The sequence below is a fragment of the Klebsiella michiganensis genome, from assembly GCF_002925905.1.
Lineage (GTDB): Bacteria > Pseudomonadota > Gammaproteobacteria > Enterobacterales > Enterobacteriaceae > Klebsiella > Klebsiella michiganensis.
Genome location: NZ_PRDB01000021.1, coordinates 19,408 through 32,659 on the forward strand (window position 1 = coordinate 19,408; position 13,252 = coordinate 32,659).

At 59.1% G+C, this 13,252-nt stretch carries 11 protein-coding genes; 9 read left to right on the forward strand and 2 right to left on the reverse strand.

Annotated elements, in window-relative coordinates; translation table 11 throughout:
• The first annotated feature begins 48 nt into the window (after window positions 1-48).
• On the forward strand, window positions 49-1,038 hold the full coding sequence (gene pspF / locus CDA56_RS26870; protein ID WP_014838225.1) for a phage shock protein operon transcriptional activator: 990 nt from the start codon (window positions 49-51) through the stop codon (window positions 1,036-1,038).
• Here pspF and CDA56_RS26875 read toward each other — a convergent pair.
• The gene (locus tag CDA56_RS26875) at window positions 1,029-2,420 is read right to left on the reverse strand and encodes an MFS transporter (RefSeq protein WP_004850201.1); all 1,392 of its coding nucleotides are present in this window, start codon (window positions 2,418-2,420) and stop codon (window positions 1,029-1,031) included. The genes pspF and CDA56_RS26875 overlap by 10 nt on opposite strands.
• Window positions 2,421-2,445: 25 nt before the next feature.
• On the reverse strand, window positions 2,446-3,615 hold the full coding sequence (locus tag CDA56_RS26880) for a M20 aminoacylase family protein (RefSeq protein WP_064377168.1): 1,170 nt from the start codon (window positions 3,613-3,615) through the stop codon (window positions 2,446-2,448).
• Window positions 3,616-3,784: 169 nt separating this feature from the next.
• On the opposite strand from CDA56_RS26880, the gene CDA56_RS26885 reads away from it, so the two are divergent.
• The 8 genes from CDA56_RS26885 (at window position 3,785) to fabI (ending at window position 13,220) form a co-directional block, all read left to right on the forward strand.
• Complete coding sequence (locus CDA56_RS26885; protein ID WP_102802792.1) at window positions 3,785-6,091, forward strand: helix-turn-helix domain-containing protein; 2,307 nt, start codon at window positions 3,785-3,787, stop codon at window positions 6,089-6,091.
• Between the two features lie 170 nt (window positions 6,092-6,261).
• Window positions 6,262-6,546 carry a hypothetical protein gene (locus CDA56_RS26890; protein ID WP_004850195.1) on the forward strand — a complete coding sequence of 95 codons (285 nt, stop codon included), beginning with the start codon at window positions 6,262-6,264 and terminating at the stop codon, window positions 6,544-6,546.
• Between the two features lie 363 nt (window positions 6,547-6,909).
• Window positions 6,910-8,553 carry an ABC transporter substrate-binding protein SapA gene (gene sapA / locus CDA56_RS26895; protein WP_004850192.1) on the forward strand — a complete coding sequence of 548 codons (1,644 nt, stop codon included), beginning with the start codon at window positions 6,910-6,912 and terminating at the stop codon, window positions 8,551-8,553.
• Window positions 8,550-9,515 carry a putrescine export ABC transporter permease SapB gene (gene sapB, locus CDA56_RS26900; RefSeq protein ID WP_004850191.1) on the forward strand — a complete coding sequence of 322 codons (966 nt, stop codon included), beginning with the start codon at window positions 8,550-8,552 and terminating at the stop codon, window positions 9,513-9,515. Before sapA ends, sapB begins: the two co-directional genes overlap by 4 nt.
• Window positions 9,502-10,392 (forward strand): putrescine export ABC transporter permease SapC, encoded by an 891-nt coding sequence (gene sapC, locus CDA56_RS26905; protein WP_004139490.1) that lies wholly within the window; start codon window positions 9,502-9,504, stop codon window positions 10,390-10,392. The genes sapB and sapC overlap by 14 nt, the downstream gene beginning before the upstream one ends.
• Window positions 10,392-11,384, forward strand: a complete 993-nt coding sequence (gene sapD, locus CDA56_RS26910; protein ID WP_004850183.1) for a putrescine export ABC transporter ATP-binding protein SapD — start codon at window positions 10,392-10,394, stop codon at window positions 11,382-11,384. Before sapC ends, sapD begins: the two co-directional genes overlap by 1 nt.
• 1 nt (window position 11,385) lies before the next feature.
• A complete protein-coding gene (sapF, locus tag CDA56_RS26915) occupies window positions 11,386-12,195 on the forward strand; it encodes a putrescine export ABC transporter ATP-binding protein SapF (RefSeq protein WP_004850180.1) in 810 nt (269 codons plus the stop codon).
• Between the two features lie 236 nt (window positions 12,196-12,431).
• Window positions 12,432-13,220, forward strand: coding sequence for an enoyl-ACP reductase FabI (fabI, locus tag CDA56_RS26920; protein WP_004121225.1), 789 nt, complete (start codon window positions 12,432-12,434; stop codon window positions 13,218-13,220).
• Window positions 13,221-13,252: the final 32 nt, after the last annotated feature.

The window sequence follows — 13,252 nt, forward strand, 5'->3', positions numbered from 1 at the left end:
TATCTGGCCAGCGTATTGCTAAAGTGACCTGGTGAATCACACTACTAAATGGCGAAATTCATCATGGCGGATTACAAGGACAACCTGCTCGGCGAGGCCAATAGCTTTCTTGAGGTGCTGGAGCAGGTCTCAAGACTGGCGCCGCTCGATAAACCGGTGCTGGTTATTGGCGAGCGCGGAACCGGCAAGGAGCTGATTGCCAGCCGTCTGCACTTCCTCTCTTCCCGCTGGCAGGGGCCGTTTATCTCCCTGAACTGCGCGGCGCTCAATGAAAATCTGCTCGATTCGGAGCTGTTCGGGCATGAGGCCGGCGCCTTTACGGGGGCCAGTAAACGTCACCCGGGGCGCTTCGAGCGCGCCGACGGCGGTACCCTGTTTCTCGATGAGCTGGCCACCGCGCCGATGCTGGTACAGGAAAAACTGCTGCGCGTGATTGAGTATGGCGAACTGGAGCGCGTCGGCGGCAGCCAACCGCTGCAGGTTAACGTCCGCCTGGTGTGCGCGACCAACGCCGACCTGCCACAAATGGTGGAAGACGGACTTTTTCGCGCCGACCTTCTCGACCGTCTGGCCTTTGATGTGGTGCAGCTGCCGCCGCTGCGCGAGCGCCAGAGCGACATCATGCTGCTCGCCACCCAGTTTGCTATCCAGATGTGCCGCGAGCTCGGACTGCCGCTGTTTCCCGGCTTTAGCGAACGCGCCGCCATGACGCTGCAGAACTACCGCTGGCCGGGGAATATCCGTGAATTAAAAAACGTGGTTGAACGCTCGGTCTACCGCCACGGCAGCAGCGAGCGCGAGCTGGATAATATTATTATTAACCCCTTCCGCCAGCAGCACGCGGCGACGCCCGTCGAAGTGGAGAAGACGCCTGGCCCCACGCTGCCGCTCGATTTACGCGCTTTCCAGCAGGAGCAAGAAAAAAGCCTGCTCGAGAGAAGCCTCGAACAGGCGAAGTACAATCAAAAGCAGGCGGCCGAACTGCTGGGGCTAACCTACCACCAGCTGCGGGCGCTGCTGAAAAAACATCAGCTTTGACCTGTACGCGGAAGCAGCAGCGCGCTCACCGCCATTGAACCCAGGCAGAGCGCGGCGTTAAACCACAGCGCATACTGCGCCGCGCTGGCCATGCCGAGCGGTAAAAACAGCGCAAAAAGTGACGCTGTCACCGCAATGCCCATCGCTCCGCCGAGCGAACTGCCCATCTTATAGATCCCCGAGGCCACGCCTACCTTATTCTCAGGAGCGTTAACCACCGCGGTGTCCGTTGACGGGGTGGCGTAGCAGCCCAGGCCGAAGCCAAACAGCACGTTGCTGAAAAAGACCGTGACGATATAGGTCGATTTATCGAGGAAGGTGCAGGAGATAAGAAGAATACCGACCGCGGTAAAGACCGGGCCGCTCATCATCGGCAAACGCGCGCCGTAGCGTTGCAGCAGCTTCTCGCCCACCCGAATCATCGCCAGCACGGTAACCAGATAGCCGAGCGTCATCATTCCGCTCTCCAGCGGGCTCAGATGATGCCCCTGCTGGAGCCAGATGCTGGCAATCATCATCGTACCGATGGCGCCGTTGAGCATAAAGTTCGACAACACCGCGGCGCTGTAGGCCCGGTTGCGAAACAGCGCGAAATCAATCAGCGCCGCGTCGCCCTTACGCTGGCCGCTGCGGATAAAAAACAGCCCCGATGCCAGCGCGCCGGCCAGCATCGCCAGCGAGGTTGCGCTGGTCCAGCCCCAGCCGTGGCCTTTGCTGATAAACAGATTTAGCAGCACCAGCGCAAGGATCAGGCTGAGCAGGCCGCTGATGTCCAGCTTATGCTGCTGCGCGCTGGCGCTGCGGCTTTCCGGCGTACCGCGCAGCAAAAACAGCGCCGCCAGCGCTACCGCGATGGAGAAAACAAAGATCCAGCGCCAGCCCAGACCGGTGGCGATCGCCCCGCCGACAAACGAACACAGACCGCTGCCGCCCCACGAGCCGATGACCCAGAAGCTGACCGCCCGCTGGCGCGCTTTGCCTTCATACCAGGTTTTAATTAACGCCAGCGTCGCCGGCATGATGCAGGCGGCCGACAGCCCCTGTAAAACGCGCCCGGCCAGGAACAGCGCGGGTCCCTGAGAGAGCACCAGCATTGCGCTACCGACAATGCTGAGGATCAGGCCCAGGGTAGTCATGCGCATGCGGCCGAATTTATCCGCCAGCCCGCCGCTGGCGACCACGAAGCAGCCGCTGAATAACGCGCTCAGGCTCACCGCCAGGGTCAGGGTTTCCAGCGAAATATCGAGGCTGCTCTTCATCGCCGGAACCACGTTAATCACCGACTGGGCAAACAGCCAGAAGGTCAGAACGCTCAATACAATACCCGCCAGCAGACGATCGGTGCCGACGAACTGCGCTTCGCTTAGCGATACAGAACTCATAGCAGGGTCCTCTTCGTTGCGGACATTAACGCAAATAGTGTTCCGTCAGGGCGCACCACAGCGCGGCGCCTTTCAGCAACAGCGCATCGTTGAAGTCGTATCCCGGGTTATGCACCATGCAGCGATCCGCTTCGTCCCCGGCCCCGATAGTGAAATAGCAGCCGTTCGGATTGCGCTCGAGCATAAAAGCAAAATCTTCGCTGCCCATAAACGGCTTCACCTCGCCGACCTGCGCCGCGCCAAACAGCGCGGTCGCCACCGTGCGGACCATCTCATTGGCAGCCGGATCGTTCCTTAAAACCGGGCTGCCGTTAACGTGGGTTAAGGCGGCGCTGGCGTTAAAGCTCTCGGCCTGAGCAACGGCGATATCGTGAATGCGCTGCAGGACGGTCTCGCGAACCTGTTCGTTTAAGGTGCGCACCGTGAGCTTCATTAGCACCTTGTCGTTGATAATGTTCGGGGCGTGCCCGGCCTGAATACTGCCCACGGTCACGACCGCTGGTTCAAACGGCGTGATGTTTCGGGAAACAATGGATTGCAGCGCCAGGGTGATATGACAGGCAACCAGCGTGGCGTCGACGGTATGCTCCGGTACCGCGCCGTGTCCGCCCACCCCTTTGACTTCAATATGGAGAGTATCCGAGGAGGCCATCATCGCCCCATCGCGCAGGCCGATTCTGCCTAACGGCTGCCCCGGCATATTATGCAGGCCAAAAATGGCATCGCAGGGGAACTGGTCAAACAGGCCGTCTTCCAGCATGACCCGACCGCCGTAGAGCAATTCCTCGGCAGGCTGAAAAATAAGCTGCAGGGTGCCGTTAAACTGCCGGGTGCGCGCCAGATATTCCGCGGCGTACAATAGCGTGGTGGTATGGCCGTCGTGGCCGCAGCCGTGAAAACGACCGTCGACCCGGCTGGCCCACCCTTTGCCGCTCATCTCCTGCATCGGCAGCGCGTCCATATCCGCCCGTAGCCCCAACCGTTTTTTACCCTCGCCGACGCGTAAAGTACCGACCACGCCGGTGCCCGCCAGACCGCGGTGAACCTGATATCCCCATTCGCCGAGCAGGCGGGCAACCTCTTCGCTGGTTTTATGCTCTTCAAAACCAATTTCCGGCTGCTGATGGAAACGGCGGCGAAGCGCGACAAACTGCGCCTCGTTAACCTGTAATGCCTCAATAATCGGGTGTGTCATTTTTATTATTCCTGTGTTGTGTTTGCACGACACTTTCGAGTTTATGCATCCCTGTTGGCTTTAAAATGCGCTTTTTTGTTTTATAGTGACGGATTATTAATGAGTGTTTTTCATACAAAACGGTTATGACAAAAAATGAGGTGCTGTTTTTTGTCTTCAGGAGGCGACGGTGGAGCATCATTCAGGCGACTTTCAGGTTGTGGTTCGCGATATCCGGCAGCTGAGCCAGCAGGAAAACGATGCTCTGACGCTGCTATGGCTGCTTGAGGGCAGCGTCGAACTCCGCGATGGCGAGACGGGTCGGTACCTGCAGGCCGATGAACTGGCGATAGTGAATCGTCATCGCCGCTGGAGCCTGCACAGCAAGACGGCGAACGTCGTGATGGCGCTGTCGCTGAACGCCGGATGGCTGACCCGCCTCGACGGCGATTTTTTTGCCTCCGCCTACCAGAGCAGCAGCGAAACGCGCGATGCCGAAGACACCCTGCGCTACCTGATGCGCCAGCTGCTGGTCCTCGGTCTGGTCAATCCGCAGGCCCACTACCGGCTGGAGGCCAACCGCTGGCTTAGCGAAATTGCTCTCCTGCTGGCGTCACGCTTCAGCCGTCCCCTCACCGCCCAGGCGCCTCGCGGAGCCGAACGCTGGAGCCAGCGAATTAACAGAGTGGTGGCGCGAATCGACGCCAACTATCAACGGCGCCTGTCGCTGCAGGAGATAGCCGCCGCGGAGTTTGTTTCTGAGGCTTGGCTCTCGCGTCTGTTCCGCAAAGAGGTGGGCGTCAGCTTTATGCAGTACATCACCGGGCTGCGCCTGCGCAAAGCCGCGGAGCAGCTGACGACGACGCGTCAATCGATACAGCAGATCGCTCAGCAGCAGGGCTTTGCCAGCAGCCGGGTGATGAGCGACCTGTTTAAACGCGAGCACGGCCTGACGCCGCGCCAGTTCCGCCAGCAGCACCCGCAGACGGCGGTCGAATCTCTCCGCCCGCACCTACAGCAGACCGAGCGATGGCAGCCGGTGTCAATCGATCGGCTGTACGCCCGGCTCAACGCGCCGCAAACCTACGGTCTGGATAGCCCGCCGCTGCGGCTCAGCCCCCAACAAACCCGCCATCTCGATGTTCGCGAACTCCCGGCGCGCGGCGCGCCGCTGCGTCACACCCGAATGGTGATTACCGTTCGCGAACTGGACGATCTGCTGCGCGAGGATGTCCGCCGCGAACTGGAACAGCTGCACGACGCGCTGCCGATATTCGCCATCGATATTCACGATCCGTTTCTCAGCAGCCGCCTGTTCGGCACCGGCTGGGACGATCCGCAAATGGCCGGGTATGCCTGCTGGTATAACCTGCAGCGCATTTTTAGCTGGCTGGCGACCCAGGGCTTGGCGGTGATACTGCATACCGGGCTCACCACCCGCGGCGACCTGCTGCAACGTTTCCTCTCTCTGTCCGCTAACCATTTTCCGCCGGCAACCCTCGCCAGCTGGCACTTCGTCTGGCACTGGTCCCCTCAGGCCAGCGACGAGGCCCGCCAGCACGCCTGGCGGCAACAAAAGACGATCCTGCAGAGGCTATCGCCGCAGTCGGCGCTGGGGATCTGGCACCGTTTCCCTCAACAGGTGGAGGACGATCCCCTTCTGCGTTCACCGCTGCTGGTCGAGGCGGATTTTCTGGCCTGCCAGGCCGATGCTAATGAACTGCTGGATCTCGCGCAGGTGGATAGCCAGAAACTGGCCGCCAGCGAAAACTATCCGGTACACAAATTGCGCAAACTTCATAGCGCGCTGCGCCAGCGGCAGCTCCTGCTGCCGCTTTGGCTGCTCTCGTGGAATACCCTCACCGGCGATACCCGCGATACCAACGGCCGTTTCTTTCGCGGCGCGCTGCTGATGGATAATCTGCTGGGACTGGCGGATCAGGTTTGGCTCGCGGGGTTCTGGCTGAATTCAGGGCTGCAGGGGGAAGCCCGCGCCAACGGCAAGCTGGATACTTCCAGCCTGGCGCTGCACTATCTCCACGGTCTGCCGCGACCGGTCTACTGGGTGCTATGGCTGTGGCGCAGGCTGCGGGGCGAGGTGGTGATCAACGACAAGAACTTGCTGCTGCTGCGCCATAACGGCCATTATCAGCTACTGCTGCGCAACACGGTAGTTTTCAATCCCTGGCTTTCCAGCGAGGAGGCGTTTATCCAGCGCTTTAGTCAGCCCTGGAGCGTGCGCCTGCTCGGCCTTGAAGGACGCTGGCGAATCAAACATCATCTGTTCGATCGGCACCATGGCGCGCTCTTCCCGCTGTTTGAGGCCTTTCGCAGCCAAAGCGGCCCGGACGATGAGGACTATCGCTGGTTGATGCACAGAGCGCGTCCGGCGCTGCGCGTCAGTGAAGAGATGCCGGATAGCGACCGCTGGCAGCTTGTCGATTCGCTGGAGAGCAATGCGCTGGCGCTTTATGAATTCACGCCGCTCGGCGATTGAAAAGTGACAGCGTCACTACCCTGCTTCTTTCTGCAAGCGGCCTGTGCCGTGAAAAATAGCTTTTGCTTGCGCGGAAGCCCGTTCGCATGGGGTTAAAAAATTGTAACTAGCAAGATATCCTCATGTGAACTATCATCAGCGCATCATGACTCAATGGACTGAAAATAAAGATGATTCCGGTTAATCCTTCAACGCTCGGCCGCTATGCGGCGCACGTCAGCCTGGTCCATACCATGAAAAGCCACCGCGCGCCGGCGCTCTCGGTCATGATGATCTTTTCGGACCTGCTTATCCGCTCAACCGAAGATGCATATCGTCAACAGGGCTGGACAATTACGCCGCAAAACAGCGGCCTGGTACTGCGTACTTATGTTGCCCACCATCACGATGGCGAAAAGCTGGAAATTAATCCCAAAGATTACATCGCCCGCTATAACCGACTCCTTCCCCTGTAGCGCCTCGACCGCCAGCCAGCCGTACAGCCACGGCTGGCTGGAGAAACCGCCAATAAAAAGATACCATGTGGCGGATATCGGGGCTTCGACGCAAATAAGCGCCATGCTCAATACCCATAGCTTCCTCAAGCCGTGCGGCAGATGAATCGAAAATACGCTTTGCTCAACCCCTCGCTTGCCTGATGACAAACGTCGGATGATTTACGAGGTATACTCGAAGTTAATAAGCAGTATGAATTTGAATCAGTTGGTCAAATAACCGACGCAGCCCTCGCTTATATTATCTCCATGAGCAATAAGGTGGTGGTAAATGTTATTTAATATTAATAAGATAGAGCCTTGCTCTATAATCAAAAAGAAACTATGCGCCTGAAATTGTCTTCTCTCCTGGCAGCGGTATGTATGCTGTACGGGCAAGCTTTTGCCGCGCCAGCGCTGCCTGCGCACGCGGATATTCGCGATAGCGGCTTCGTTTATTGCGTGAGCGGACAGGTCAACACCTTCAACCCGCAAAAGGTCAGCAGCGGCCTGATTGTCGATACCCTGGCCGCCCAGCTCTATGACCGGTTGCTTGACGTCGACCCCTATACTTATCGCCTGGTTCCCGAACTGGCAGAAAGCTGGGAGGTGCTGGACAACGGCGCAACCTACCGCTTCCACCTGCGCAACAACGTGCCTTTTCAGACCACCGCCTGGTTCAAACCGACCCGTAATTTTAATGCCGATGACGTCATTTTCACCTTTGGCCGCATTTTTAATCGCGACCACCCGTGGCACAACGTTAACGGCAGCAGCTTTCCCTATTTCGATAGCTTACAGTTTGCCGACAGCGTGGAAAGCGTGCGTAAGCTGGATAGTCATACCGTCGAGTTTCGCCTCAAACGCCCGGACGCCTCGTTCCTGTGGCATCTGGCCACCCACTACGCCTCGGTGATGTCGGCAGAGTATGCCGCGAAGCTGGCGCAGAACGATCGCCAGGAACTGATCGACCGGCAACCGGTCGGCACCGGTCCGTTCCAGTTGGAGGAGTATCGCAGCGGTCAGTACATTCGCCTGCAGCGCCATCCGGCCTACTGGCGCGGTAAACCGCTGATGCCGCAGGTGGTGGTCGATCTCGGCTCCGGCGGCACCGGCCGCTTGTCAAAACTGCTGACCGGCGAGTGCGACGTGCTGGCCTGGCCCGCCGCAAGCCAGCTCTCTATTCTGCGTGACGACCCGCGTCTGCGCCTGACCCTGCGCCCGGGAATGAACATCGCCTGGCTGGCGTTTAACACCGCTAAGCCGCCGCTCGATAATCCTGAGGTGCGCCATGCGCTGGCGCTGGCCATCAATAATCAGCGCCTGATGCAGTCTATCTACTACGGCACGGCGGAAACCGCCGCGTCTATGCTGCCTCGCGCCTCCTGGGCCTACGATAACGACGCCAGGATCACCGAATATAACCCCACGGAAGCCCGCGCCCGGCTGAAAGCCCTGGGGCTGGAAAATCTAACGCTTAAGCTGTGGGTGCCAACCAGCTCGCAGGCCTGGAACCCCAGCCCGCTGAAAACCGCCGAGCTTATTCAGGCGGATATGGCGCAAATTGGCGTGAAGGTGATTATTGTGCCGGTCGAAGGCCGCTTCCAGGAGGCCAGATTAATGGATATGAGTCATGACCTGACGCTGTCCGGCTGGGCAACGGACAGTAACGATCCGGACAGCTTTTTCCGTCCGCTTTTGAGCTGCGCGGCGATTACCTCACAAACCAACTATGCTCACTGGTGTCATCGCGAATTCGACGAGGTGCTGCAAAAGGCGCTCACTTCGCAGCAGCTGGCCTCGCGCATTGAGGCCTATAAAGAGGCGCAGCGCATTCTTGCCAATGAACTGCCGGTGCTGCCGCTGGCCTCCTCCCTGCGCTTGCAGGCCTATCGTTACGACATGAAAGGCCTGGTGCTGAGCCCGTTTGGCAACGCCTCTTTCGCAGGCGTCTCGCGGGAAAAAGAAGACGAGGTGAAAAAACCATGATTATTTTTACTCTGCGTCGCCTGCTGCTGTTGCTGATTACCCTCTTCCTGCTGACCTTTGTCGGTTTTAGCCTGAGCTATTTTACGCCCCACGCGCCGCTGCAGGGCGCCTCGCTGTGGAACGCCTGGCTATTCTGGTTTGAGGGCGTGCTGCACTGGGATTTCGGCGTTTCCAGCATCAACGGTCAGCTGATTTCCGAGCAGCTTAAAGAGGTCTTTCCCGCCACCATGGAGCTCTGTATCCTCGCCTTCGGCTTCGCGCTGGTGGTCGGGATCCCCGTCGGTATGCTGGCGGGCATTATGCGCAACAAATGGCAAGATACCCTGATCAGCGCCCTCGCGCTGCTGGGCTTTTCGATTCCCGTCTTCTGGCTGGCGCTGCTGCTGACCCTGTTTTTCTCCCTTACCCTGGGCTGGTTTCCGGTCTCCGGGCGCTTCGATCTGCTGTATGAAGTGAAATCGGTCACCGGCTTTGCGCTGATCGACGCATGGCTATCCGACTCTCCGTGGCGCCATGAAATGATCGTCAGCGCGGCGCGCCACATGGTGCTGCCGGTGCTAACCCTGGCGGTAGCGCCGACGACGGAAGTGATCCGTTTGATGCGTATCAGCACCAGCGAAGTATACGACACCAACTATGTCAAAGCCGCCGCCACCCGCGGCGTATCGCGGCGGACGATTTTACACCGCCACGTCCTGCACAACGCCCTGCCGCCGGTGATCCCGCGCCTGGGGCTGCAGTTTTCCACCATGCTAACGCTGGCGATGATTACCGAAATGGTCTTTAGCTGGCCGGGGCTGGGCCGCTGGCTGATTAACGCGATTCGCCAACAGGACTACGCCGCGATCTCAGCGGGCGTGATGGTCATCGGCGCGCTGGTGATCATTGTGAACGTGATATCCGATATTCTGGGTGCTATGGCTAACCCACTGAAACATAAGGAATGGTATGCCCTACGATAGCGTCTATCTGGAGAAGCGCCCGCCGGGTGCGCTGCGCACCGTATGGCGAAAATTCTACGGCGATACGACCGCCATGATCGGCCTGTACGGCTGTGCGGCGCTGGCGCTGCTGTGCGTTTTCGGCGGCTGGTTCGCTCCTTACGGCATCGACCAGCAGTTTCTCGGCTACCAGCTGCTGCCGCCGTCCTGGTCGCGGTACGGCGAAGTGTCGTTCTTTCTCGGTACCGACGATCTCGGTCGCGACGTCCTGAGCCGCCTGCTGAGCGGCGCGGCGCCGACGGTCGGCGGCGCGTTTGTGGTGACGCTGGGCGCCGCCCTGCTGGGACTGGTGCTTGGCGTGATTGCCGGTTCTACCCACGGCCTGCGGTCGGCGGTGATGAACCATATTCTTGACACGCTGCTGTCGATCCCGTCCCTGCTGCTGGCCATTATCGTGGTCGCCTTCGCCGGGCCGCACCTCAGCCACGCGATGTTCGCCGTCTGGCTGGCGCTTCTGCCGCGGATGGTGCGTTCGGTCTACAGCATGGTGCATGACGAACTGGAAAAAGAGTACGTTATCGCCGCCCGCCTTGACGGGGCCTCGACGCTGAATATTTTATGGTTCGCGGTGCTGCCGAATATTACCTCAGGCCTGGTCACCGAGATCACCCGCGCGCTGTCGATGGCGATCCTGGATATCGCTGCGCTGGGCTTCCTCGATCTCGGCGCTCAACTGCCTTCCCCCGAATGGGGAGCGATGCTCGGCGACGCGCTGGAGCTGATTTACGTGGCGCCGTGGACGGTGATGCTGCCGGGTGCGGCAATCATGATAAGCGTCCTGCTGGTTAATCTGCTGGGCGACGGGATCCGCCGCGCCATCATCGCCGGGGTGGAATAATGCCGTTACTCGACATCCGTAATTTAACCATTGAATTCAAGACCAACGAAGGCTGGGTGAAAGCCGTCGATCGCGTCAGCCTGACTCTCGCCGAGGGGGAAATACGCGGCCTCGTCGGGGAGTCCGGCTCCGGCAAAAGCTTAATAGCTAAAGCGATATGCGGCGTCACCAAGGACAACTGGCGGGTAACCGCCGACCGCATGCGCTTCGACGACATCGATCTGCTGCGTCTCTCGGTGCGCGAGCGGCGTAAGCTGGTGGGCCACAACGTCTCAATGATTTTTCAGGAGCCGCAATCCTGTCTCGACCCTTCCGAACGGATCGGCCAGCAATTAACGCAGAATATTCCCGGCTGGACCTTTAAAGGCCGCTGGTGGCAGCGCCTGGGCTGGCGCAAGCGGCGCGCCATTGAGCTCCTGCACCGCGTGGGGATCAAAGACCATAAAGATGCGATGCGCAGCTTCCCCTACGAGCTGACTGACGGAGAGTGCCAGAAGGTCATGATCGCCATCGCGCTGGCTAACCAGCCGCGGCTGCTGATCGCCGATGAGCCGACCAACGCCATGGAGGCCACGACGCAGGCGCAAATCATCCGCCTGCTGACGCGGTTAAACCAAAACAATAACACCACCATTTTGCTGATCAGTCACGATATGCAGATGCTCAGTAAATGGGCGGACAAAATCAACGTGATGTACTGCGGGCAGACGGTGGAAACCGCGCCGAGCGAAGAGCTGGTGACAATTCCGCACCATCCCTATACCCAGGCGCTGATTCGGGCGATTCCCGATTTCGGCAGCGCCATGCCGCACAAGAGTCGGCTCAACACCTTGCCGGGGGCGATCCCCTTGCTCGAACAGCTGCCCATCGGCTGCCGGCTCGGGCCGCGCTGCCCCTATGCCCAGCGCGAATGTATCGAAACGCCCCGGCTGGTGGGCGCCCGTAACCACCTCTATGCCTGTCATTTCCCGCTGAACATGGAGAAAGAGTGAAATGGTCGAAACATTGCTTGAAGTGCGCAATCTGAGTAAGACCTTTCGCTACCGCACCGGCTGGTTTCATCGGCAAACGGTGGAGGCGGTTAAGCCGTTAAGCTTTACCCTGCGCGAGCGCCAGACGCTGGCGATTATCGGCGAGAACGGCTCCGGCAAGTCAACGCTGGCAAAAATGCTCGCCGGAATGGTCGAACCCAGCACCGGCGAACTGCTGATTGACGATCGCCCGCTGGCGTTTGGCGATTACTCTTTCCGCAGCCAGAAGATTCGCATGATCTTTCAGGATCCGTCGACCTCGCTCAATCCGCGGCAGCGTATTTCGCAAATCCTCGATTTTCCGCTGCGTCTGAACACTGACCTTGAACCCGAGGCGCGGCAGAAGCAGATTATCGAAACGTTGCGAATGGTTGGCCTGCTGCCGGACCACGTCAGCTACTACCCGCATATGCTGGCGCCGGGACAGAAACAGCGTCTGGGCCTGGCGCGCGCGCTGATCCTGCGTCCGAAGGTCATCGTCTGCGATGAAGCGCTGGCGTCGCTGGATATGTCAATGCGCTCGCAGCTGATAAACCTGATGCTGGAGCTGCAGGAAAAACAGGGTATCTCCTACATTTACGTGACTCAGCATCTGGGCATGATGAAGCACATCAGCGATCAGGTGCTGGTGATGCATCAGGGCGAAGTGGTCGAACGCGGCAGCACCGCCGACGTTCTGGCGTCTCCGCTGCACGAGCTGACAAAACGCCTGATTGCCGGTCATTTCGGCGAGGCGCTGACTGCCGATGCCTGGCGTAAAGACGGTAAATAAACCGAGGCGTAATTTGCACGGCGCTAGCGCCAGGTCGCCGTCATATCCGATGGTATACTCTTGTATACACGGTAGCCAAAGCGCGATATGACGTGGCGAATGGCAGAAAAATATCGTGACACAAGGGTCGTCAGTGGGATATAATTCCCGGCTAAATTTGAGTTATTTTGAAATAACAATGCTAACCAAATGATTGTTAAAGTAAAAATACGCAATAACGATAAGGATTAAAAGCTATGGGTTTTCTTTCCGGTAAGCGCATTCTGTTGACTGGCCTTGCCAGCAAACTGTCCATCGCCTACGGCATCGCGCAAGCCATGCACCGTGAAGGGGCTGAACTGGCGTTCACCTATCAGAACGAAAAACTGAAAGGTCGTGTGGAAGAATTTGCCGCCGCGCTGGGCTCTAATATCGTCCTGCCGTGCGATGTCGCGGAAGATGAGAGCATCGAGTCTCTGTTCACCGAGCTGGCAAAAGTGTGGCCGAAGTTCGACGGTTTCGTCCACTCTATCGGCTTTGCGCCGGCAGACCAGCTGGACGGCGACTACGTTAACGCGGTGACTCGTGAAGGTTTCAAAATCGCTCACGATATCAGCGCCTACAGCTTTGTGGCGATGGCGAAAGCCTGCCGCGGTATGCTGAACCCGGGCTCCGCCCTGCTGACGCTCTCCTACCTGGGCGCAGAGCGCGCCATCCCGAACTACAACGTGATGGGTCTGGCGAAAGCCTCTCTTGAAGCTAACGTGCGCTACATGGCGAACGCCATGGGCCCGGAAGGCGTTCGCGTTAACGCCATCTCTGCCGGTCCGATCCGTACCCTGGCGGCTTCCGGTATTAAAGATTTCCGTAAGATGCTGGCGCACTGCGAAGCGGTCACCCCGATCCGTCGCACCGTCACCACTGAAGACGTGGGCAACAGCGCAGCATTCCTGTGCTCCGACCTGTCTGCCGGCATCTCCGGCGAAGTCGTTCACGTTGACGGCGGCTTCAGCATCGCCGCCATGAACGAGCTGGAACTGAAATAAGTTCGTTTCCCTCCTCGCGCCCGCGAGGAGGG